Genomic DNA, 20,808 nt, shown 5'->3' with positions numbered 1-20,808 from the left:
GCGCCCCGGGGTGCCGCTCTGTCCGACGGCGCGCACGCAGTGGAAGACTGGCGGCATGTCACGCTCGTTCCTCCGCGTCCTCGCCCAGCGCCGGCCGGCTCCCGCCCTGACCCCGGACGCCCCTCCGCGGGAGGAGCTGGAGGCCGTGCTCCGCGCCGCCGCGGGGACCGCGGCCGCCGATCCGGGGCTGAGCTGGCGGGTGGCCGTGACCACCCGCCGCTCGGCGCCCGAGCTCGCGGCGGCGCTCGCGGGGATGACGCGGGTGCCCAACATGGCCGCACCCTTCCCGCGGCTCAAGGGCAAGCAGCTGCGCCGGCTCGCGGCGTTCCGGGGCGCCCTGAAGTGGGCCAGCACGGGGGGCCTGGGCTGCGCCCTCGTCTTCAGCCCGGACGAGGCCCTGGGCGTGCCCCGCAAGGAGCAGCTGCAGGCGGCGCACGGGGCCCGTCCGCTGCTCGAGGCCGCGTTCTGGGGCGCGGGCTGGGGCACCGTGTGGGCCTGCCGCGACGGCGCGGGCGAGGAGGAGGCCGTCCGCGCCTTCTACGGGCTGGCCGCGGAGGAGAAGCTCCTGGGCTGGCTGTTCGTGGGCCGCCCGCCCCGCGGCCTCGCGACCGAGCACGCGGCGACCCGCCCGGCGCCCGGGCCCCGGATCTCCTACCACTGAGGCCCGCCCCGGGCCTGCCGGCCGGCTGCGGGGGCGCGTGGCCGCGGCGGCCGGGGGCGGCCCGTCGTGCCCGGTCCGTGTGCCCGGCCGGGCACGACGACGGCCCGGGACCCGCGGTGTGCGGGTGCCGGGCCGTCGGGGACAGCGCGTCCGGAGGAGACCTAGTTCGAGGTCATCTCCCGGATGATCGCCAGGATGCGCAGGATCTCGACGTAGGTCCAGATCAGCGTGACCGTCAGGCCGAAGGCCGCGGACCACGCCATCTTCTCGGGCACGCCCACCTCGACACCGCGCTTGATGTTGTCGAAGTCCAGCACGAAGCTGTAGGCGGCCAGCAGGATGGCGATGGCGCCGATGGCCAGGCCCAGCCAGGGGCCGAGCGGGCTGTCGGTGCGGATGTTGAAGCCGAACAGCAGCACCGCGCCCAGGTTGACCAGGGCGAAGACCGCGTAGGCCATCAGGGCCACCATGAAGATCTTGGTGGCCCGCGGCGAGGCCCGGACCTTGCCGGAGCGGAAGAGCACGAGCACCGAGACGAACACGGCGATGGTGCCGATCACGGCCTGCACCACGATGCCCGGGTACATGAGCTCGAACATCGAGGAGATGCCGCCCAGGAACAGGCCCTGGAACACGCCGTAGGCGAGGATCAGCGCGGGCGAGGGCTCGCGCTTGAACGCGTTGACGAGACCGAGGACGAGGCCGATCAGGGCGCCGGGGATGGTGAGGATCGGCATGATCCAGCCGGCGAGCGCACCGACGACCACGGCGCCGAGCACCGTGGCGGTGCGCATGATGACGTCGTCGTAGGTCATCCGGCCGGTCTGGTTGGTCCCGGCGGCCGGGGCGTTGTACATCGAGTCGAGGTGATCCGCGGAGTACGGGCCACCCTGCTGCGGCCGGCCGTAGGCGGGCTGCTGCTGGTAGGGGGTTCCGTACGAGCTCTGTCCGTACTGGTTCCCGTAGGACGGGGCGCTGCCTGCGCCCGGCTTCGAGAGATCGCGGAGAAGCGGGTTACCGCCGGCCATTGAGGGGTCCTTCCGTGGCACTGATGTGCGAGTGATGCCTCCAGAGTAGCAACGCCGGCATCACGGAAGCAGGAGAACTGCTGTGCTTAAGCCGAGGGCGTGCGAGCGGACCCCGCGGCGGGCCGGGGACCCCCAGGAGAGCGGACAGACAGGACTTCGCTTCTGCACACATCCTGGGTGGACCACTACCGTCCCGCCCCGGAGGCCCGCCATGCCCGAGTCCGCCGCCCACTGGGCGCCGCTGGTCGCGATCCCGCTCCTGATCGCTGCCGGGGCCGTGGCCGTGCTGCACTGGAGCCGCTACCTCTCCGTGCTCGGGCGGCTGCACCGGGCGCAGACCGCGCCGGGCACCGGCGGGACGCAGCACACCGCGGCGTGGCTCGAGCACCGCAGTGCGGAGCACTACCGCCGGGCCTACCGGGCCACCTGGGCGGTGGCCGCAGTGCTCGCCGTGGGCCTGACCGCCGCCGTGCTCGCCGGCTGAGCCCCGGAGCGACACCGTGGTCCAGCTGCCCGGCGCCGTCCTGCTCTACGGCTGCTTCCTCGTCGCCGGGGCCGGCGCCACGGCCCTGTGGAGCCTGGCCCAGGTCGCCCTCGACCTGGGGCCGCCCGCCGGCCGCCGGTCCCCCGGGGCCCGCACCTCCGCCCGGACCCACCTGGGGCGGGCCACGTCCGCGACGGCCGTGGCCCTGGTGACCGCGGGCGTCCCCTCCCTGCTGCAGCACCTGCAGTGGTTCGCGGTGCTCGCCGCGACCGTCTGAGCGGACCCCGCCCCCACCGTCCGACGGCGGCCGGTCGTCACACTTCGTGATGAAGCCGTGATCTTCCATTAGATCTGTTCGCATTGATTTGCATATGAGAACCTTTTCCGGGATCCCCCCAATTCCAGGAGTTCGCCCATGCAACGATCCATGCTCGCACCCACCCTGTCCGCCCTGACCCTGGCCCTCGTCCTGGCTCCTCTCGCCCCCGCGACGGCCTCCCCCGCCGAGAACGCCGGCCTGCTCCCCCAGCAGGTCAGCGACGAGGCGCCGCCCGAGATCACCGACCGGATGATCGTCAAGTACCGCACCCCCGTGAGCGAGGCCGAGTCGGAACAGGTCGTCGAGGACGCCGCCGCCGAGGCCGACGTCCCGGAGGCCGAGAAGACCACCGAGGTCCGGACCACCGGCGACGGCGCGGCCGTCGTCGAGCTGGCCGGAGAGGTCTCCACCGACCAGGCCGAGAAGCTCGCCGACGAGCTGGCCAAGGACCCGGCCGTGGCCTACGCCGAGCCCGACCGTCTCGTCTCCACCGCCCGGATCCCCGGCGGGGACGAGCCGGAGGGCATGGGCTCGGTCGCCGCGACCGCCACCGACCCGGGGGTGCCGTCCCTGTGGGCCCTCACCAACCTGCGGGCCTTCGAGGCGTGGGACACCGCCACCGGCAAGGGCGTCACGGTCGGGGTCGTCGACACCGGCTTCGCCAACCACCCGGACCTCGACTCCCAGACGATCGGCGGCTACGACTTCGTCTCCACCGCCGCCCTCGGCAACGACGGCAACGGCCGGGACGCCGACGCCCGCGACCCGGGCACCTACTCGACGGCCGGGCAGTGCTACAGCGGCTCCGCGGCCACCAACTCCATCTGGCACGGCACGCACGTGGCCGGGACCGTGGCCGCCAAGCGGGACAGCTACGGCACCGTGGGCGTCGCCCCGGACGCCACCCTCCTCAACGCCCGCGCCCTGGGCGCGTGCGGCTACGGCTACGTCTCCGACATGGCCGACGCGGTGCGGTGGCTGGCCGGCGACTCCGTGGCCGGGGTCCCCGCCCCGAGCCGGCGCGCCGACGTGATCAACATGTCCCTGTCCATGGGCGGGGGGTGCCCGGCGACGCTGCAGAACGCCATCAACACGGCCTGGTTCCGGAACATCCCCGTGGCCGTGGCCGCGGGCAACAGCGGCCGCCCGGCGATCGAGTACGCCCCGGGCAACTGCTACAACGTCATCACGGTCGGCGCCATCGGCTCCGACCGGGTTCGCGCCAGTTACTCCAACCACGGCGGCGCCGTGGACATCTACGCACCGGGCCACCACATCCTCTCCGCCGGCAACACGGGCCGGACCACGCCGGTCGCGCCCAACAGCCGCTTCGACTACGGCACCTCGATGGCCACCCCGCACGTGGCCGGGACCCTGGCCCTGCTCAAGCAGAAGAACCCGACGCTGAGCTCCGACGAGTACAAGCAGCTGATCCTGGACTCGGGGGACGTGTGGTCCACGCTGCCCGAGGGCAAGACGCTGAACACCCACGACGCGCTGTGGATCACGAAGCCCGCCGCCACCGCCGCCCCGGCCGCGCCCACCCCGACCTACACCACCAAGGGCGCGATCGGGAACCTGTACCAGCGGATCAAGAGCCAGACGGGAGCGCCGACCTCCCACGAGCAGCCCATCGCCGGCGGGGTCCGCCAGACCTTTGCCAAGGGCACCATCTACTGGACTTCGGCCACCGGGGCCTACTGGGTGCGCGGCGGCATCGAGTCCGCCTACAAGCGCAACGGCACCGCGGCCGGCATCCTGCGCTTCCCGCGCTCGGACGAGCGCTCCAACGGCATCGGCGGGGCCTACCAGCTGTTCCAGAACGGCCGGATCCTCTGGTCCTCGAGCAGCGGGTCCCACGCGCTGACCGGTGCCATCGACCGGGCCTACGCCTCGGCGGGCAGCGAGAAGGGCCCCCTGGGGTACCCCTCCGCGGACCGGCGCACCAACGGCATCGGCGGGTACTACCAGAGCTTCCAGAACGGCCGGATCCTCTGGAGCTCCGCCCACGGGGCCCACCCGGTCACGGGCGCCACCAGCTGGGCGTACTCCCGCGCCGGCAGCGAGCGCGGTGCGCTGGGCTACCCCACGGGCGGGGCCGCCTCCGACGGCCGGGGAGGCACCTCCCAGCCGTTCGAGAAGGGCAGGATCGTGTGGAGCTCCGCCGGCGGGGCGCACCCGCTCAAGGGCTCGATCGGGGGCCGGCACGACCGTTCCGGCGGCACCGCGGGAGCCCTGGGCTACCCGACGACCGACGAGGCGGCCACCAGCACCGGCGGGGTCTACCAGGTGTTCCAGAACGGCCGGATCTACTGGAGCCCCAGCACCTACGCCCAGGAGATCAAGGGCTCGATCGGCCGCGCCTACCTCGCGATCGGCGGGACCACCAGCCGCCTGGGCTTCCCCCGGACGGGTGAGATCACCCGGTCCGACCGGTCCGTGGTGCAGTACTTCCAGGGCGGCTCCATCACCTGGCGCCCGGGAGGAACCGTCCGGATCGACTACCGCTGATCCGCCCCTCCCCCAGCGGCCCCGCTCCGAGCCCGGAGCGGGGCCGCTGCGCGTCCGGGACCGCCGGCGGGCACCGGCCGGCGCAGCCGCCGGCGCGACGCGACGTCGTCGTCCCCGCGGAGGCTGTGGGAACCGCGCGACGGCGGCTACCGTGGGGCGCATGGCCCGACGCACGACCCCCGCTCCCCCGAAGCTGCGCGCCCTCCGCCTGCCCGAGCTGAGCCCCGGTGACCCCGATCGGATCCGTCCCCACGGAACCTGCGAGGCGGTGTCCTTCACCGGCGACGACCTGACCGGGACGGACCTCTCCGACGTCGGCCTGACCGACTGCTCGCTCGCCGCGCTGAACACCCACGAGCTGGAGCTCACCGGCACCCGCCTCACCGGCTCGCACCTGCACCACCTCGACATCCCCACCGTCTCCGCCGCCTACGCGCTGGTGCGCGGCACCGTGCTGGAGGACTCCCGGCTGGGGGTGCTGCAGTGCATCGAGGGCACGTGGGACTCCGTCCACCTCCGCAGCGCGAAGATCGGCTACCTCAGCCTGCGCGGGGCGAGCGTGCAGGACGTGCAGTTCACCGGCTGTGTCGTGGAGGAGCTCGACCTCACCGGCGCGTCGGTGCAGCGCGTCGCCTTCGACGACTGCGAGGTCGGGGCCCTGGACGTCTCCGGGGCCGCGCTGGCCGACGTGGACCTGCGGGCCCTGGACCTGCCGGAGATCACCGGCCTGGGCCATCTGCGCGGGGCCACGATCGACCAGGTCCAGCTCCATCTGCTGGCGCCGGCGATGGCCGCGCAGCTGGGCATCGCCGTCGAGGACTGAGCCGGAGGAGGACCGAGCCGGGCGACGGGATCAGGCCGTGGGCCGGAGCTTGGCGTCGGCCATCCCGGTGTACTCGGCCTCCACCAGGATGTCGTAGGCGTCGGCCTCGAAGCCCTGGACGCTGCGGAAGTCGCGCTTCCCCCCGGTGACCGCGTGACCGATCAGCCCCAGGACCAGGCCCCAGACCGCGCCGAGGACCACGCTCCACAGCACCACCGGCAGCCAGGCGCCCACCGCGAAGATGCCGAGCAGCAGGCCGATCATCAGCCCCAGCCACGCTCCGGAACCGGCGCCGTACAGCGCGGCTCTGCCGTTGGTCATCCGTCCGGTGACCTGCTCCACCGAGCGCAGGCCGGTGCCGACGATCCGGACGCGCTCCACGGGGAACTCGGCGTCGGACAGCGCGTCGACGATCCGCTGCGCCTCGGCGTAGGACGGGACAGTGCGCAGCACCCGGTAGTCGATGGAGGCGGTGGACGGAATCGCGGCCGCGTGAGGCGTGGACTGGGACATGGTGGTCGTTTCTCCTTCGTGGTGTCGTCCGGTGTCGGTGTCGTACGTGACCGGCCGGCGGACTCCTGTCCGCGGCCGTCACCAGGTGCAACCGTTCTCCGAGGCGGCACTCTTCCCGGTTCCACGGAACCGGCACGAACCTCCCAGCGAGCGCCAAGGTGGCCGCCCCGTTACCGGTCAGCGGTCAGCGGTCAGCGACTCAGCACGTCACCCCGCAGCGTCCGTCGGTCGGTACCGCTGGGCGACCGCCCCCGACCGGAACTCATGGCGGTCCGTGAGCTCGAGCTGGATGCCGTCGCGAAGACCGGCGAGCAGCGTCGGCCCGTGACCGGCCACAACCGGCTGCACCACGAACTCGTACTCGTCGATCAGTCGCAGATCGGCCAACGCCGTCGGGAGCGTCACGCCACCGACCCACAGGCCCTCGCCCGGCTCCTCCTTGAGCCGCTGAACCGCTTGGCCCACGTCGCCTCGCACCAGCTCGGCGTTCCAATCGACCTCGCTCAGCGTGCTCGACACGACGTACTTCTTCGCCCGGTCGATGGCCTCGGCGAACGGGATCTCCCACTCCTCCATCCAGCCGGGCCACGTGCCCGTGGCCGGCTTCCGCCACGCCGACTCCATCATCTCGTAGGTCACCCGCCCGAACAGCAGGGCATCGGCTCGCTCCATCTCGGCGGTCCAGTAGCGCATCGACTCCTCGTCCGGGGGCAGCCCCGCCTCGTGATGGCAGCAGCCGTCGAGCGTGACGTTGATCGAGTATCGAAGCGGTCTCATCCCGTTGTCCCCCCCTGATGTGGCGCCGGCGCAGTGGCCTCAGCGCCCGCCCATGCCTCATGATCGCCGACCGCACCGGCCGACGGTAGATCCCGCGCCCGCTGTGGTCTGCACGGTCCGCGCGACCGTCGGCGGCACACAGTCTGTCGCCGCGACGCCGTCGGATCAGCCGGTCGGGATCTGCTGCTGCGAAGTGAGCCGCACCCATGCTTCCGGAGCCCCCCCGGGCAGGCCGGCTGTCGCGACGTCCGTCGTGACACCCACCTGACCGCTGGTGCCCACACGTCCGTCCGGGGAGCACCCGGCCACACGGTTCTCGGCCGACGCCGGGCCGAACGTGACCGGGCAGTCGCCGAGCACGGCGACCGACCCGGTCGATGTCCGCGATATCCTGCGGATTCTGCGTGCCCCCAGTCAGACTCGAACTGACACTGAGCGGATTTTAAGTCCGCTGCCTCTGCCGATTGGGCTATGGGGGCCGGTCCGTCACCGGGCCGCGGCCCCACCCTATCGCCTCGTGCGGTCCGTCCCGAGCCGTTGCCGGGACCGCGCCTCGCCGCGCGCGCCCCGGTTCCAGTAGGCTGGCACGGTGGTCGAGCAGCCGGCCGCGACGTCGTCGTACCCGCAGGAGGCTGCCCCCGTGGACCATCCCGTTCCACCCCCGTTCCCGCTCCCGCCGCAGGCGGGACCCCGCCCGGCCGGGACCGGCTCCGCTCCCCGCAGGACCCCGGCGGCATGAGCGAGGCCGTGGCCCCGTCCACGGGCAGGACCTACCTGGGACCCGAGGACGGCTTCCCCGCCGACCTGACCGAGCTGTCCCTGGCGGAGCTCCACGTCCTGCACAGCAGGGTCGGCCGCCAGCTCGACCGGGAGTACCTCGGCGGGGCGGCAGGTGCCCATCCGGTCACCCTGGAGCGCCACCAGGAGCTGACCGTGGAGCTGGACGCCCGCGAGATCGCCCGCCCCGGCTCCGCCCGCTGACGGGCGGCGGTGCCGCCACCGAGCCCGGCGGCGGCACCGCCGCCCCGGGGGGCGGGCCGTCTCCGGGAACGGCTCGACCCCGCCCCGGCACGGGCCGGGACGGGGTCGAGGGAACGGATGGGCTCAGAGGTTGGCCTTGCGCGGGGTCGGGGCCTTGCCCGCCGCGACCTGGAACCGCGTGCGCGGATCCCGCTCGTGGCGCAGCGTGGTGGTGTCCCGGCCGAACACGAGGTTCAGCGCCCACTCGGTGAAGACGCGGGCCTTGCGGTCCACGGTGGGGATCGCGTAGCCGTGGTAGAGCCGGTGCATGGCCCAGGCCGCGAGGCCGGAGAACTCGAGGCCCTTCTCGGGCAGGCCGGGGAGGTTCTTGATGCTGGCCACGCCCTTGTACAGCCCGAGACCGGCGACCGCGCCGAGGTTCTCGTGGTAGTAGTCCTCGAGCGGCTTGCCCGCGCGGGCTGCCAGGATGTTCTTGGCCATCGTGTGCGCCTGACGCACCGCGTGCTGGGCATTGGGGACGCAGAACCCGCCGACGCCCCCGCCGGTGAGGTCCGGCACCGCGGCGACGTCGCCGGCCGCCCAGGCGCCGTCGAGGGGCCCGTCGTCGCCGGTGATCCGCAGGTCGGCCCCGGCGCGGACCCGGCCGCGCTCGTCGAGCGGGAAGTCCGTGCTCTTGACCAGCGGGTTGGCCTGCACCCCGGCGGTCCAGATCAGCGTGTCCGTCCCGAACTCGCCGGCCGGGGACTTGTCCTGCATGTTGACGAGCTTCAGGTGCTTGTCCACCGCGGAGTCCAGCGACGTGTTGAGCAGCACCTCGATGCCGCGGCTGCGCAGGTGCGCCACGACCTTCTCCGCGCGCTCCTCGGAGACCTCGGGCATGATCCGGCCCATGGCCTCGATGAGCACGAAGCGCAGGTCGGAGACCTGGAGCCGCTCGTTGCGCTCGACCGCGCTGCGGGCCATGTCCTCGATCTCGGCGATGGTCTCGGTGCCGGCGTAGCCGCCGCCGACCACCACGAAGGTCAGCGCCCGGCGCTTGGCCTCCTCGTCGGTGGTGAGCGAGGCGACCTCGATGCGCTCGAGCACCCAGTTGCGCACCGCCACGGCCTCCTCGATGGTCTTGAGGCCGATGCCGTGCTCGGCGAGCCCGTCGATCGGGAAGGCGCGGGTCACGGAGCCGCCGGCGATGACGATCTCGTCGTAGGCGAGTTCGAAGGTCTCGCCCTCGTCGATGCCCTTGACGGACGCGGTGCGGCGGGAGTGGTCGACCCCGAGCACGTGCCCGGTGACGATCTCGCAGTCCTTGAGGTGCTGCCTGTGGGGCACGACCGCGCTGCGGGCGGAGATGTTGCCGCCGGCCACCTCGGGCAGGAAGGGGAGGTACATCATGTACGGGTTGGGATCCACCACGGTGACGACTCCGCCGGAGTCCTTGATCCGCTTCTGCAGTTCCTGCGCCACGGTGAAGCCGACGTAACCACCGCCGACGATCAGCAGGCGAGGACGGTCCTTGGCCAGTTGAGTGAAAGACATGCCCCCGAGTCTACTCAGAACCCGGTCCCGCTCCGTCCCCGCGCCGGGGTCCCCGCACCGTGTTCCGTCGCACGCCTCAGGAACCGGACGCCGGGCCGCTGCCGGAGCCCTCGGCGACGATCCGCCGGATGTGCACCACGGCGCCCGCGGTGAGCCCGAGCACCAGCAGACCGAAGCCCGCCAGCACCCCCAGGGGCAGCAGCCCCGTCTCGTCGATCGGGGCGACGGGCTCGGGCGGGGCGACCTCCGCCTCGACCTCCTCCGTGACGGGCGCCGCGCTCTCGGTGGGACCCGCCGTGGGGGTCGCCTCGGCGCTCCTGCGGTGCACCCGCACCCACTGCTCCATGCTGCCGAGCGGATTGCGGTCGACCTCGGGGACGTCCTCCGTGAGGGCCGCCTCGACGTCCAGCACGCCGTAGCCGTAGAGCGGATCCTTGCCCGGGGCCCCGGTGTCCCGGGCGGTGGAGACGATGCGGTTGGCGATCTGCGCTGAGCTCATCTGCGGCCACTTCGCCTTGATCAGCGCCGCCGTGCCGGCCACGACGGGTGCGGACGCGGAGGTCCCGGCCCACGAGGCGTAGCGGTCGCCGGGGATCGCGCCCACCATGTCCTCGGACGGCCCGGCCACGGCGATGGAGATCCCCTGCGAGGAGGACTCCCAGCTGGCCTCCCCGGCGCGACCCACGCCGCCCACGGTCAGCACGCCGGGAATGGTGGCCGGGGCCCCGACCTGCACGAGCCCGGACCCCCGGTTGCCGGCCGAGGCGACGACGAGCACGTCGTTCTCCTCGGCGTAGAGGAAGGCCTCGTCCCAGCTCTCGGGCCAGGACGTGGTGTTGGAGCCCACCGACATGTTGATGATGTCCGCGCCGTTGTCCACGGCCCAGCGGACGGCGTCCGGCAGCTGCTCGTCGACGCTGCGCACCTCCGGGGTCTCGTTGCCCAGCCACGTGGACACGGCCAGCACCTCGGCGTCCGGGGCCACGCCCACGATGCCGGCGGGCTTCCCGGGGGCGTCGTCGTCCCGCCCGCCCGGGGCCACGTGCCCGCGCCCGGCGGCCACGGACGCGACGAGGGTGCCGTGCTCCGGCTCGGTGCCCAGGCCCTCCTGGCCGTCCGGGGCGCCGCCGCCCGAGACGTCGGTGCCGCCCACCACGGCGCCCTCCAGGTCCTGGTGCGAGCCGTCCACCCCGGTGTCGATGACGGCGATCCGCACGCCCTCGCCCGTGGACTCCTTCCAGGCCTCGCGCACCCCGTACTCGTCCAGCCAGTACTGCAGGGGCCGGATGCCGTCCTCGGCGATCCGGGAGGTGTCCGGGGCGGGCGTGGCGCCCTCACCCGGGACGGGCGCCACGGTGACGGGGTCCTCCAGCGGGATGCTGGGGGCCGGCCCGGGAACCGGGGGGCGGGCCTGCGCGGGCTCCGCGACCGGAAGGACCAGAGCGCCCGCGCCGAGCACGGCCGAGGCCGCGCCCACCGCGGCCCACCGGGTGCGGACCGGGTGGCGCGAGGGGCGACGGCGGGGTGCGCTGGAAGACATGGGTCCTTCGGGGATCGGGGGGTCCGGACGGTCAGCCGAGCTGGGACAGGGCGATCCCGTCCAAAATATCGTGCTCGCTCGCGATCGCCGAGTCCACCCGGCCACCGGTGGCCGCGCCGACCCGCTCCACGATCCGCCGCCACACGAGGGCGCCGCCGCCGATGACGTCGACACGGCCCTCGTGCATGTAGGGCAGCGCGGCGCGCTCGGCACGGGTCATGGCCGTGAGCTCCCGGCACGCCTGCAGGATCCGCTCGGCGGGCAGCTGCGCGCCGTCGATCGCGGCGGGGTCGTAGCGGGACAGCCCGAGGGCGTGGGCGGTGACGGTCGTGATGGTCCCGGCGACGCCCACCAGATGGGTCGTCTCGGCCAGGGGCACGGTCTGCAGGACCAGGTCCACGGCGTGGTCGACGTCCCGCAGCACGGCCTCCTGCTGCGCCGGGGTCGGCGGGTTGGAGCCGAGGTGGCGCTCGGTCAGGCGCACGCAGCCGATGTCCACGCTGCGCTCGGCGCGCACCCCCTGGGAGTTGCCGAGCACGAACTCGGTCGACCCGCCCCCGAGGTCGATCACGAGGACCCGGTCCTCGGGGTCGGCGCCGCCCACGGCCGCCGAGGCGCCGCGGAAGGACAGCTCCGCCTCCTCGTCGCCGCTGATGACCTCGGGGGTCACCCCCAGGCGCTCGCGGATCCCGGCGAGGAAGACGTCGCGGTTGCCGGCGTCGCGGGTCGCGCTCGTGGCCACGAAGCGCAGCTGCTCCGCGCCGTGCTCCTCGAGCAGGCGGGCGTACTCGTCGATGGCCGCGAACGTGCGCTCCAGCGCCGCCTCGGCGAGCCACCCGGTGGCGTCCACGCCCTGGCCCAGCCGGACCACGCGCATCTCGCGCACCACGTCGTCGAGCACGTCGCGGCCCTGCTCCTCCCGGACGTCGGCGATGAGCAGTCGGATGGAGTTGGTACCGCAGTCGATGGCGCCGGTGCGCATGGGCAGTCCTCCTCGGTGTCGGGGGCGGGTGGGTCTCAGGCCTCGCGCCAGGCGGGGTCGCAGTGGCAGGCGTCGGGGGTCCACCACTCGGTGATCGCGGCGAGGGTCTCGTCCCCGAGCGGGTTCACGCCCGGGCCCGCCGCGAGGGCGTGGCCGGCGAGCACGTGCAGGCACTTGACCCGGACAGGCATGCCGCCCGCGGAGATGCCCTCGATCTCGGGGACGGGACCGGTGCCGGCCAGGTCGCCGATCCGGGCGCGCTCGGCGAGGTAGTCCTCGTGCGCGGCCCGGTAGGCGGCGGCCAGCGCCTCGTCCTCGGCGAGGCGGTCCGTCATCCCGTACATCAGGCCGGCGGCCTCGAGCCGGGACACCGCGGCGGTGACCACCGGGTGGGTCAGGTAGAACACGGTGGGGAACGGCGTGCCGCCGGCGAGCCGCGGGGCCGTGGCCGCCACGAGCGGGTTGCCGCACGTGCAGCGGGCGGGGATCTCGACGACGTCGCGCACGGGGCGCCCGAGCTGCCGGGAGAGGACCTGCAGGTCCAGGGCCGTGGGCTCGACCGTCTCGGCCGTCACCCCGAGCCCGCGGGGGGCGGGCCGGTCGCGGGCCTCGTGTCCGTGCTGGGGGTTCACGCCGTTCCTCACTCCGCGGCACCGCCGCGGTTGTCCGTCGCCGCGTCCTGCGGCGCGCCGGCCCCGTCCGCCGGTGCGGCCGGGGCGCTCTGCTCGGTCTGTTCGGTCTGCTCGGTCTGTTCGCTCTGCTCCGCCGTTCCGGCGGCGTCCTCCATGCCCTCCGGTGTCCCGGAGGTGCCCGGAGTCCCGGTGCTGCCGGGGTCCGCGCCGTTCTCCGCGTCCGCGTCGGTCTCCGGCTCCCCGGCGGTCCCGGTGCCGGCCGCGGGGCCGGCGTCCTCGTAGGCGGAGACCACGACCGACTGCCAGAGGGCGTCCACCCAGGCGGGCTTCTCGGCCTCGACCTGCGCGGCCGAGGAGTCCACCACGGCGCCGTCCATCTCCTCGGCGCCCACCACGAGGTAGGACCGCTCCCCCGGCATGACGTAGAGCAGCCGGTCCCGGGCCCGCTGCTTGACGTAGGTCTCGTCCGACCACTGGTCCACCTGGTCCTCGAGGGAGGCCTTGCGGGCCTCCATGTCGGCGATGGCGCGCTCGAGCTGGGCGATCTCCGTCCGCTGCTCGAGGAAGATCTTGGTGGTCGGCGCCGCCAGGAAGACGATGAGGACGGCCACGAGGGTGAGGATCAGGAACCGCCCGCTGAAGGTCCGGGCGGGGACGGGCGTGCCGACGGCGCTGGAGCCGCCCCCGGTTCCGCGGCCGGATCCGCCGCCCGGTCCGGTCCCCCGCTCCCGCGGTCCCTGCGCGGCGTCGCGCCCGCCGAGCAGGCGGGTGGTGCGCGGACGGGGAGCGGGCATGGCGACCTCACGGGGGAAGGGCGGGGACGGGGACCAGTGTAGCGCTCAGGGGTGAGCGGCCGCCCGGGGACGGCCGCTCACCGCGCGGCGGCGGACCGGCGCGGCCGGCCCGCCGCCGCGGCTCGTCACTTCGCGGTGTAGCGCGGGAACGCGGAGGCACCCGCGTAGCGCGCGGCGTCCCCGAGCTCCTCCTCGATGCGCAGCAGCTGGTTGTACTTGGCCACGCGCTCGGAGCGGGCCGGGGCGCCCGTCTTGATCTGCCCCGCGTTGGTGGCCACCGCGATGTCCGCGATCGTGGTGTCCTCGGTCTCGCCCGAGCGGTGCGAGATCATGCAGTGGAACATGTGCCGCTGGGCCAGGGAGATGGCGTCGAAGGTCTCCGTGAGGGAGCCGATCTGGTTGACCTTCACCAGCAGGGCGTTGCCGGCGCCCTCCTCGATGCCGCGGGTCAGCCGCTCCGGGTTGGTGACGAACAGGTCGTCGCCCACGATCTGGACCTGGGTGCCCACGGACGCGGTGAGGGTCTGCCAGCCCTCCCAGTCGTCCTCGTCCAGCGGGTCCTCGATGGACACGATCGGGTAGTCGCGCACGAGCTCCTCGTAGTAGCTCGTCATCTCCGCGGCGCTGAGCTTCTTGCCCTCGAAGCTGTAGGAGCCGTTCTCGAAGAACTCGGAGGAGGCCACGTCCAGGGCGAGCGCCACGTCGGTGCCCACGGTGTAGCCGGCCTTCTCGATCGCCTCGGAGATGAGGTCCAGGGCGGCGCGGTTGGACTCGAGGTTCGGGGCGAAGCCGCCCTCGTCGCCCAGCCCGGTGGCCAGCCCGCGCTCCTTGAGCACGGCCTTGAGGGAGTGGTAGACCTCCACGCCGGTGCGCAGGGCCTCGGAGAAGGTCGGGGCGCCGATCGGGGCGATCATGAACTCCTGGATGTCCACGTTGGAGTCCGCGTGGGAGCCGCCGTTGAGGATGTTCATCATGGGCACGGGGAGCACGTGGGCGTTGGGGCCGCCCAGGTACTTGTAGAGCTCGAGGTCGGAGGCGTTCGCGGCGGCGCGGGCCACGGCCAGGGAGACGCCCAGGATGGCGTTGGCGCCGAGGCTGCCCTTGTTGTCGGTGCCGTCGAGGTCCAGCATCGTCCGGTCGACGAGCCGCTGGTCGGTGGCGTCGAGGCCGATGACGGCCTCGGCGATCTCCTCGTCCACGGCCTTCACGGCGTCGAGGACGCCCTTGCCGAGGTAGACCTTCTTGTCGCCGTCGCGGCGCTCGACGGCCTCGAAGGCACCGGTGGAGGCGCCCGAGGGCACCGCCGCCCGGCCGTAGCTGCCGTCCTCCAGCAGCACCTCGACCTCCACGGTCGGGTTGCCGCGGGAGTCGAGGATCTGGCGGGCGTGCACTGCGGTGATCATGGCCATGGGTTGCTCCTGACGTTGGTGCTGGGCTTGTCACTGACGTGGGTCGAACGGGTGCGGTGGGCGCCGGCGCCCGGTGCCGGCCACCGGTGGGACGCCCCGTGCCGGTGGGGCCGGGCGTCCCGGCGGCTCCAGCCTATCGGGACGATACCGGGTCCTCCGGACCGGTGACGGACCCGGGGCCGGGTCCGGGGCAGGGTCCGTCACCGGTCCGGGGCCCCGGCGGCGGTCCCGCACCGGCGGCCGGTGGCCGCCCGGACACGGGATCAGTCCCCGGCACGGGCCGCCGCGTAGGCGCGGGAGGCCCCGCGCAGGGCGCGCTCGGCGTCGAGGCCGCGGGCGGAGGCGGCGCGCACGAGCGCGAACAGCTCCTCGCCCAGCTCCTCCTCCGTGCGCGGGCCGCCGCTCTCCCCGGGGGCCGGGGGCTCGAGTCCGTGCTTGCGGGCCCGCGCGAGCGTCTTCTCCGCGAGGGCCAGGGCCGGCAGGTGCGGCGGGATGCCGTCGAAGGGCCCGGTCCGCTCGGGCTTCTCCGCCCGCTTGAGGTCCTCCCAGCGGGAGTGCAGCTGCTCGAGGGACTGCTCCCCCGCCACGTCCCCGGTGGCCCCGGGGTCGAAGACGTGCGGGTGCCGGCGGACCAGCTTGGCGGTGAGGGCCTCGAGCACGTCGGCCACGTCGAAGCCGCCCTCGGCGCGGGGGCGCTCCTGGGCGACCCGGGCGTGGAAGACCACCTGCAGCAGGACGTCGCCGAGCTCCTCGACGAGCAGCCCCGCGTGGGCCGCGGGGCCGCCCTCGGCCTCGACCGCCTCGACCACCTCATAGGCCTCCTCCACGAGGTAGCGCACGAGGGACTCGTGGGTCTGCTGGCCGTCCCAGGCGCAGCCGCCCGGGGAGCGCAGCCGGTCCATGACCGCCACGAGCTCCGCGAAGCGCTGCGCGGTCCGCTCCGGAACGCCGAGTCCCGCCGCGACGTCGTCGGTGCCGTGCCCCTGGCTCATCCGTGCCTCCCCTCGAAGCCGTCGGTGATCATCCCGTCCAGGGCCGTGCGGTCCTCGAGCGGGAGGAACGCGGCGGCCACGGCGTTGCGCTGGAGCCGCTCCAGGTCCTCGAGCCCGTAGCCGAAGTGCGCCACCAGCAGGGCGAGCTCGTCCGTGACCGTGGTGCCGCTCATGAGCCGGTTGTCCGGGGAGACGGTCACGGTGAACCCCGTCCGGTAGAGCATGTCCACCGGGTGCCGGTCCAGCGTGCCGCCGAACGCGGCGACCGCGCCGGTCTGGAGGTTGGAGGTGGGGCACACCTCGAGGGCGATGCCCCGGTCCCGGACCCACTCGGCCGTGCGTCCCAGGTCGACGACGGCGACGTCCTCCAGGTAGTCGATGTCGATGTCCTCCGCGATGCGCACGCCGTGGCCCAGGCGCAGCGCCCTGCCCGTGGCCAGCGCGTCCCGGATCGACCCGATGCCCGCGGCCTCCCCCGCGTGCAGGGTGACGGGCATGAGCTCGTCCGCCAGCAGCTCCAGGGCGGCCCGGTGCCGGGCCGGCGGGAAGCCGTCCTCCGGGCCGGCGAGGTCGAAAGCCACCACGCCCCGGTCGCGGTTGTCCACCACGAGGCGGGCCACCTCCAGGGAGCGGTCGGCGTGGCGCATCGCGCAGAGGATCTGCGTGACGGACACGATGTGGCCGGCGTCCTCCGCGGCGAGCACGCCCTCCGAGAGCCCGAGCCGGACGGCCTCGACGGCCTCCGCCATGGACATCCCGCCCGCGGTGTGCTGCTCGGGCGCCCAGCGCACCTCGGCGTGGACCACCCCGTCCGCCACGAGGTCCTCGACGTACTCGCGGGCGCAGCGCACCAGCGCCTCCGGCGTCTGCATCACCGCCACCGTGTGCTCGAACGTCTCCAGGTAGCGCAGCAGCGAGCCGGAGCCGGCGCTCTCCCGCACCCACCGGCCCAGGGCCTCGGGCTCCTCGGCCGGCAGGCGGTGCCCGGCCGCGGCGGCCAGCTCCACCACCGTGGCCGGGCGCAGGGCGCCGTCGAGGTGGTCGTGCAGGCACACCTTGGGCAGGTCGCGCAGCACCCGGTCCGGCACCCGGCCCGGGTGCCGTTCGGCGGAGGTCAGCATCACGGTGGGGACGGTCCCTGTCTCGGTCGGTCTCAGTAGTTCCAGTCCTGCAGGGCCTCGTTCATGTGCTGCGGGATGTGCGCCCCGGTGCGGGGGTACATGCGCAGCTCCTCGAGGTAGTTCTGCGCGGGCAGCCGGTCCTCGTAGCGCACGAAGGCCTCCTCGTCCGCGTAGTCGAAGGACACCTCCGGGGGGATGCCCGGGCGGAAGCGGAACATCATGGCCAGCGGCGCGCCGCTGCCCTCCACGTAGGACTCGTCCTTGAGCTCCTGCACGTGCAGCAGCTCCTCCGGGATCAGGTCGAAGGTGCGGCGCTGGTCCCAGAAGCCGTTCTTGCGCACGTGGGTCAGCGCGTCGTAGTACGTGCCCAGGGCGCGCACGCGCACGAGGACGGTGGAGACGTCCATCGCCGTGCCGTTCTCGCCGAACAGCCGCCGCTGGGCGTCGCCGAGCCGGCGCAGGACGTCGACCTCCTTGAGCACCAGGTTGCCCTCGGCCAGCGTGTCCTGGGACGGCCGGCCGGTCCGGCCCTCGGGCGCCCGGTAGGACGGGGAGACGTCGGTGGAGACCGCGGTCTCCGGCGCGGACGAGTCGTGCTCGTCGCCCCCGACCGTGCCGGCGGCGGCCGCGGCGGCCGTCGCGGCCGCCGCCCCGGTGGGCGCGGCCGGTTCGACGTCCTCGTGCCACTCCTCGTGGTCGACGTGGTCGGGCACGTCGTGGTGGGCGCCGTCCTGCCGCGGGGCGTCCTCCGGACGGGTCCCTGCGGACCGCGCGTCTCCTGACGGCGCGTCGTCCGGCTGCGCCCCCGCGGGCCGGTCCGCGTCGTGGCGCGCCCCGTCACCGGGGGACGCGTCGGGGCCGAGCCCGTCGCGCACGGCGCCGCCGCCGGGAGCCCCCGGCTCGCGGACGCCCGGCCCGTCCTGCGCCCCGCCCGCGGCGGGACCCTCGGGAGCGGGGACGGACGGCTGCTCGCCGGTCCCCCGGTCCCCCGGCTCGGCGGCGGAACCGGCCGCCGAGGACCCGGCCGCACCGGCCGCACCGGCGGCAGCGGCGGCCGCGGGGGCGCCTCCGGTCCCGCGCTCCGGGCCGTGCCCGGAGTCGGCGCCGTCCCGGCCCGGGGCGGCGGTCTCCGGCGCGGCCGCGGACTGCTGTCCGGCCGTGCCCGACCCCGCGGACGGGCTCCCGCCGGCGGACGGGCCGTCGGTGCCGCGCTCCGCGCCGTCGGTCTGCGGCCGGGCGCCCGTCCCCGCGGCGGCCGGCGTGGGCCGGCCGGAGCGCCAGGTCCGGACGTCCTCGCCGCCGTCGGCGAAGCCGTAGGTCGTCACCACGGGCCGGACCCCGTCCTGCTCCGGGCCCACCTCGATGCGGGCGGTCTGCCAGGCCCCGCGCGGCGAGTTCATGGCCTCGCTGTAGAGGTCGGCCACGGGGTCGAAGAGCGGCGAGTCCTGGTCCACGGTGCCCGACTCCACGGACGGGTCGGCGTCGCCCACGGACTGCTCGGTCTGGTGCGTCATGGTGTTGCCGCGCTGGACGAGCGTGAGCACGGCGCGATCGGCGCCCCGCGACGTCAGCCGGTCCACGAGGTAGGGCAGGGGCCCGTGCTCGGGCAGCGGGCGGGTCTCCCCCGGGCCGTGCTCGTCGTGGCCGGACCCGTCGGCGCGCCCGGGGGCGGTGTCCTGGCCGACGGCGTTCGTGGCGCCGGTGCCCGGTGCGTCCGTGCGGCGCCCGGCGGGACCGGCGGCCGGACCGCCCGGCTGCTCAGGCCGGCCGGTCTCGCGGCGCGGCGTGCTGTCCTCGGTGTTCTTCCGGAAAATGCCTCGCAGACCCAACTGGACCCACCCTTCCGAGCGTGCGAGCACGCCCTCGGTTCTCGTTTCGCGCTGGTTCTCTCCGCAGTATAGGCGGGCCCGGAACCGGGCCCGCCGGGCCGGGCCGGACCGCCCGGGAGCTCAGCGCACGGTCTCCAGGACCACCGCGCGGTCGGCGCCGGACGCCGGTGCCTCCGGGGCGACCACCGCGGCGCCCTCGAGGGCCTCCCGGGCCCGCGCGAAGCGCTCGGGGGTGTCCGTGAGCAGGGTCAGCAGCGGCTGACCGGCCCGGACGGTGTCCCCGGGCTTGGCGTGCAGCAGCACCCCGGCGCCGGCCTGGACCGGGTCCTCGCGCCGGGCCCGGCCCGCGCCCAGCCGCCAGGAGGCCACGCCCACCCGGTAGGCGTCGAGCTCGGTGAGCACGCCGTCGGCCTCGGCCACGACGGTCTCGGACTCCCGGGCCCGCGGCAGCGGGGCGTCGGGGTCGCCGCCCTGGGCGGCGATCATGGCCCGCCACACGTCCATGGCACGGCCGTCCCGCAGGGCCTCCGCCGGGTCGGCGTCGGTGATCCCGGACGCGGCGAGCATCTCCGCGGCGAGCGCCACGGTGAGCTCCACGACGTCGGCCGGGCCCCCGCCGGCGAGCACGTCGACGGACTCCTGGACCTCCACGGCGTTGCCGACCGCCAGCCCGAGGGGCGTGGACATGTCGGTGAGCAGGGCGGTGGTCGTGACGCCCGCCCCGGTGCCGAGGTCGACCATCGTGCGGGCCAGCTCCCGGGCGGACGCGAGGTCCTTCATGAACGCCCCCGAGCCCACCTTGACGTCGAGCACGAGGGACTGGGTGCCCTCCGCGATCTTCTTGGACATGATCGAGGACGCGATCAGCGGGATCGACTCGACCGTCCCGGTGACGTCCCGCAGCGCGTAGAGCTTCTTGTCGGCGGGCGCCAGCCCGGACCCGGCCGCGCAGATCACCGCGCCCACGTCCCGCAGCTGGGCCAGCATCTCCTCGGTGGACAGCGCGGCCCGCCACCCCGGGACGGACTCGAGCTTGTCCAGGGTGCCGCCGGTGTGGCCGAGGCCCCGCCCGGACAGCTGCGGGACGGCCACGCCGTAGACCGCCACGAGCGGGGCCAGGGGCAGGGTGATCTTGTCCCCCACCCCGCCGGTCGAGTGCTTGTCCGCGGTGGCCGAGCGCGCCCCGGACTCCACGAGCGCGGAGAAGTCCATCCGCTCGCCCGAGGCGATCATCGCCCGGGTCCAGGCCGCGATCTCCTCGCGGTCCATGCCGCGCAGGAAGATCGCCATGGCCAGGGCGCTCATCTGCTCCTCGGCCACGGCCCCGCGGGTGTAGGCGTCCAGCACCCAGGCGATCTGCTCCGGCGGCAGGGCACCGCCGTCCCGCTTGGTCCGGATCACGTCGACGGCGTCGAACTTCTCGGTCATGGCAGTCCTTCCGGGGTCAGAGGTTCTCGGGGCCGAAGGCGTCGGGCAGCACCTCGGCCATCGTGCGCACACCGGAGACGGTGAGCAGGCGCAGGTCCGGCGCCCGGTGCTCGTGGAGCAGCTGCCGGCACCGCCCGCACGGCATGAGGACGTCGCCGCGCCCGTCCACGCACACGAACGCCGCGAGCCGCCCGCCCCCGGTCATGTGCAGCGCCGAGACCAGGCTGCACTCGGCGCACAGGGTCAGCCCGTAGGAGGCGTTCTCCACGTTGCACCCGGAGACCACCCGCCCGTCCTCGGTCAGCGCGGCCGCGCCCACCGGGTAGTGCGAGTACGGCACGTAGGCGTGCTCGCGGGCGGCCACCGCGGCCTCCCACAGCCGGTCCCAGTCGATCGGGGGCCCGGCGTGGTCCGGGTCGCCGCCGGGGGGCACGGTCTCGCTCATGGGGTG

The 20,808-nt window shown here is 74.4% G+C and carries 20 protein-coding genes and 1 tRNA gene; 6 read left to right on the top strand and 15 right to left on the bottom strand.

What is annotated here, in order from left to right; all coding sequences use genetic code 11:
• The first annotated feature begins 55 nt into the window (after positions 1 to 55).
• Positions 56 to 661, top strand: coding sequence for a nitroreductase family protein (locus tag QYM41_RS04740; RefSeq protein ID WP_368798594.1), 606 nt, complete (start codon positions 56 to 58; stop codon positions 659 to 661).
• 161 nt (positions 662 to 822) lie between these two features.
• On the opposite strand, the gene QYM41_RS04735 is transcribed toward QYM41_RS04740, so the two are convergent.
• The gene (locus QYM41_RS04735; protein WP_368798593.1) at positions 823 to 1,689 is read right to left on the bottom strand and encodes a Bax inhibitor-1/YccA family protein; all 867 of its coding nucleotides are present in this window, start codon (positions 1,687 to 1,689) and stop codon (positions 823 to 825) included.
• Positions 1,690 to 1,900: 211 nt separating this feature from the next.
• Between QYM41_RS04735 and QYM41_RS04730 the strand changes: the two genes are divergently transcribed.
• The 4 genes from QYM41_RS04730 (at position 1,901) to QYM41_RS04715 (ending at position 5,826) form a co-directional block, all read left to right on the top strand.
• Positions 1,901 to 2,173: a hypothetical protein gene (locus tag QYM41_RS04730; protein ID WP_368798591.1), complete on the top strand. Its 273-nt coding sequence runs from the start codon at positions 1,901 to 1,903 to the stop codon at positions 2,171 to 2,173.
• Positions 2,174 to 2,189: 16 nt separating this feature from the next.
• Positions 2,190 to 2,450, top strand: coding sequence for a hypothetical protein (locus QYM41_RS04725; RefSeq protein WP_368798590.1), 261 nt, complete (start codon positions 2,190 to 2,192; stop codon positions 2,448 to 2,450).
• Between the two features lie 138 nt (positions 2,451 to 2,588).
• Complete coding sequence (locus tag QYM41_RS04720; RefSeq protein ID WP_368798589.1) at positions 2,589 to 5,003, top strand: S8 family serine peptidase; 2,415 nt, start codon at positions 2,589 to 2,591, stop codon at positions 5,001 to 5,003.
• A 160-nt stretch (positions 5,004 to 5,163) separates the two neighbouring features.
• Positions 5,164 to 5,826 carry a pentapeptide repeat-containing protein gene (locus QYM41_RS04715; protein WP_368798588.1) on the top strand — a complete coding sequence of 221 codons (663 nt, stop codon included), beginning with the start codon at positions 5,164 to 5,166 and terminating at the stop codon, positions 5,824 to 5,826.
• Positions 5,827 to 5,856: 30 nt separating this feature from the next.
• On the opposite strand, the gene QYM41_RS04710 is transcribed toward QYM41_RS04715, so the two are convergent.
• The 3 genes from QYM41_RS04710 to QYM41_RS04700 form a co-directional block, all read right to left on the bottom strand.
• Positions 5,857 to 6,339 carry a YflT domain-containing protein gene (locus QYM41_RS04710; protein ID WP_368798587.1) on the bottom strand — a complete coding sequence of 161 codons (483 nt, stop codon included), beginning with the start codon at positions 6,337 to 6,339 and terminating at the stop codon, positions 5,857 to 5,859.
• 207 nt (positions 6,340 to 6,546) lie between these two features.
• Positions 6,547 to 7,116 carry a dihydrofolate reductase family protein gene (locus QYM41_RS04705; protein ID WP_368798586.1) on the bottom strand — a complete coding sequence of 190 codons (570 nt, stop codon included), beginning with the start codon at positions 7,114 to 7,116 and terminating at the stop codon, positions 6,547 to 6,549.
• A gap of 405 nt (positions 7,117 to 7,521) precedes the next feature.
• Positions 7,522 to 7,595: transfer RNA gene (locus QYM41_RS04700), tRNA-Leu, on the bottom strand.
• Positions 7,596 to 7,851: 256 nt separating this feature from the next.
• On the opposite strand from QYM41_RS04700, the gene QYM41_RS04695 reads away from it, so the two are divergent.
• Positions 7,852 to 8,097, top strand: a complete 246-nt coding sequence (locus tag QYM41_RS04695; protein WP_368798585.1) for a hypothetical protein — start codon at positions 7,852 to 7,854, stop codon at positions 8,095 to 8,097.
• Between the two features lie 123 nt (positions 8,098 to 8,220).
• Here QYM41_RS04695 and QYM41_RS04690 read toward each other — a convergent pair whose 3' ends face one another.
• The 11 genes from QYM41_RS04690 to QYM41_RS04640 all read right to left on the bottom strand — a co-directional run bounded on the left by QYM41_RS04690 (position 8,221) and on the right by QYM41_RS04640 (position 20,802).
• Positions 8,221 to 9,630: an NAD(P)/FAD-dependent oxidoreductase gene (locus tag QYM41_RS04690; RefSeq protein WP_368798584.1), complete on the bottom strand. Its 1,410-nt coding sequence runs from the start codon at positions 9,628 to 9,630 to the stop codon at positions 8,221 to 8,223.
• A gap of 76 nt (positions 9,631 to 9,706) precedes the next feature.
• Positions 9,707 to 11,170 carry a S8 family peptidase gene (locus tag QYM41_RS04685; protein ID WP_368798583.1) on the bottom strand — a complete coding sequence of 488 codons (1,464 nt, stop codon included), beginning with the start codon at positions 11,168 to 11,170 and terminating at the stop codon, positions 9,707 to 9,709.
• Positions 11,171 to 11,201: 31 nt separating this feature from the next.
• Entirely contained in the window at positions 11,202 to 12,152 is a 951-nt protein-coding gene (locus tag QYM41_RS04680) for a Ppx/GppA phosphatase family protein (protein ID WP_368798582.1), read from the bottom strand.
• Between the two features lie 35 nt (positions 12,153 to 12,187).
• Complete coding sequence (locus tag QYM41_RS04675) at positions 12,188 to 12,784, bottom strand: DUF501 domain-containing protein (protein ID WP_438612547.1); 597 nt, start codon at positions 12,782 to 12,784, stop codon at positions 12,188 to 12,190.
• An 8-nt stretch (positions 12,785 to 12,792) separates the two neighbouring features.
• Complete coding sequence (locus tag QYM41_RS04670; protein WP_368798581.1) at positions 12,793 to 13,578, bottom strand: FtsB family cell division protein; 786 nt, start codon at positions 13,576 to 13,578, stop codon at positions 12,793 to 12,795.
• Positions 13,579 to 13,703: 125 nt separating this feature from the next.
• Positions 13,704 to 14,987 carry a phosphopyruvate hydratase gene (gene eno, locus QYM41_RS04665; RefSeq protein WP_368798580.1) on the bottom strand — a complete coding sequence of 428 codons (1,284 nt, stop codon included), beginning with the start codon at positions 14,985 to 14,987 and terminating at the stop codon, positions 13,704 to 13,706.
• Between the two features lie 263 nt (positions 14,988 to 15,250).
• Entirely contained in the window at positions 15,251 to 15,979 is a 729-nt protein-coding gene (locus QYM41_RS04660; RefSeq protein WP_368798579.1) for a MazG nucleotide pyrophosphohydrolase domain-containing protein, read from the bottom strand.
• Positions 15,976 to 17,100 (bottom strand): adenosine deaminase, encoded by a 1,125-nt coding sequence (locus tag QYM41_RS04655; protein WP_368798697.1) that lies wholly within the window; start codon positions 17,098 to 17,100, stop codon positions 15,976 to 15,978. The genes QYM41_RS04660 and QYM41_RS04655 overlap by 4 nt, the downstream gene beginning before the upstream one ends.
• Positions 17,101 to 17,132: 32 nt before the next feature.
• Positions 17,133 to 18,929 (bottom strand): hypothetical protein, encoded by a 1,797-nt coding sequence (locus QYM41_RS04650; protein WP_368798578.1) that lies wholly within the window; start codon positions 18,927 to 18,929, stop codon positions 17,133 to 17,135.
• Between the two features lie 120 nt (positions 18,930 to 19,049).
• Positions 19,050 to 20,357: a thymidine phosphorylase gene (locus QYM41_RS04645; protein ID WP_368798577.1), complete on the bottom strand. Its 1,308-nt coding sequence runs from the start codon at positions 20,355 to 20,357 to the stop codon at positions 19,050 to 19,052.
• 16 nt (positions 20,358 to 20,373) lie between these two features.
• Positions 20,374 to 20,802: a cytidine deaminase gene (locus QYM41_RS04640; protein WP_368798576.1), complete on the bottom strand. Its 429-nt coding sequence runs from the start codon at positions 20,800 to 20,802 to the stop codon at positions 20,374 to 20,376.
• Positions 20,803 to 20,808 lie beyond the last annotated feature (6 nt).

Origin of the sequence: Kocuria oxytropis, from assembly GCF_040981195.1 — a bacterium.
Classification (GTDB): Bacteria; Actinomycetota; Actinomycetes; order Actinomycetales; family Micrococcaceae; genus Kocuria; species Kocuria oxytropis.
The sequence above is the reverse complement of the archived record's forward strand: the minus strand, read 5'-3'. Positions and strand labels throughout refer to the sequence as shown.

What these genes read in the sequence shown, in the direction of transcription:
- QYM41_RS04740 (WP_368798594.1), top strand. Translation starts at nt 56, where the DNA reads ATGTCACGCTCGTTCCTCCGCGTCCTCGCCCAGCGCCGGCCGGCTCCC.
- QYM41_RS04735 (WP_368798593.1), bottom strand. Translation starts at nt 1,689, where the DNA reads ATGGCCGGCGGTAACCCGCTTCTCCGCGATCTCTCGAAGCCGGGCGCA.
- QYM41_RS04730 (WP_368798591.1), top strand. Translation starts at nt 1,901, where the DNA reads ATGCCCGAGTCCGCCGCCCACTGGGCGCCGCTGGTCGCGATCCCGCTC.
- QYM41_RS04720 (WP_368798589.1), top strand. Translation starts at nt 2,589, where the DNA reads ATGCAACGATCCATGCTCGCACCCACCCTGTCCGCCCTGACCCTGGCC.
- QYM41_RS04715 (WP_368798588.1), top strand. Translation starts at nt 5,164, where the DNA reads ATGGCCCGACGCACGACCCCCGCTCCCCCGAAGCTGCGCGCCCTCCGC.
- QYM41_RS04710 (WP_368798587.1), bottom strand. Translation starts at nt 6,339, where the DNA reads ATGTCCCAGTCCACGCCTCACGCGGCCGCGATTCCGTCCACCGCCTCC.
- QYM41_RS04705 (WP_368798586.1), bottom strand. Translation starts at nt 7,116, where the DNA reads ATGAGACCGCTTCGATACTCGATCAACGTCACGCTCGACGGCTGCTGC.
- QYM41_RS04695 (WP_368798585.1), top strand. Translation starts at nt 7,852, where the DNA reads ATGAGCGAGGCCGTGGCCCCGTCCACGGGCAGGACCTACCTGGGACCC.
- QYM41_RS04690 (WP_368798584.1), bottom strand. Translation starts at nt 9,630, where the DNA reads ATGTCTTTCACTCAACTGGCCAAGGACCGTCCTCGCCTGCTGATCGTC.
- QYM41_RS04685 (WP_368798583.1), bottom strand. Translation starts at nt 11,170, where the DNA reads ATGTCTTCCAGCGCACCCCGCCGTCGCCCCTCGCGCCACCCGGTCCGC.
- QYM41_RS04680 (WP_368798582.1), bottom strand. Translation starts at nt 12,152, where the DNA reads ATGCGCACCGGCGCCATCGACTGCGGTACCAACTCCATCCGACTGCTC.
- QYM41_RS04670 (WP_368798581.1), bottom strand. Translation starts at nt 13,578, where the DNA reads ATGCCCGCTCCCCGTCCGCGCACCACCCGCCTGCTCGGCGGGCGCGAC.
- eno (WP_368798580.1), bottom strand. Translation starts at nt 14,987, where the DNA reads ATGGCCATGATCACCGCAGTGCACGCCCGCCAGATCCTCGACTCCCGC.
- QYM41_RS04660 (WP_368798579.1), bottom strand. Translation starts at nt 15,979, where the DNA reads ATGAGCCAGGGGCACGGCACCGACGACGTCGCGGCGGGACTCGGCGTT.
- QYM41_RS04655 (WP_368798697.1), bottom strand. Translation starts at nt 17,100, where the DNA reads ATGCTGACCTCCGCCGAACGGCACCCGGGCCGGGTGCCGGACCGGGTG.
- QYM41_RS04645 (WP_368798577.1), bottom strand. Translation starts at nt 20,357, where the DNA reads ATGACCGAGAAGTTCGACGCCGTCGACGTGATCCGGACCAAGCGGGAC.
- QYM41_RS04640 (WP_368798576.1), bottom strand. Translation starts at nt 20,802, where the DNA reads ATGAGCGAGACCGTGCCCCCCGGCGGCGACCCGGACCACGCCGGGCCC.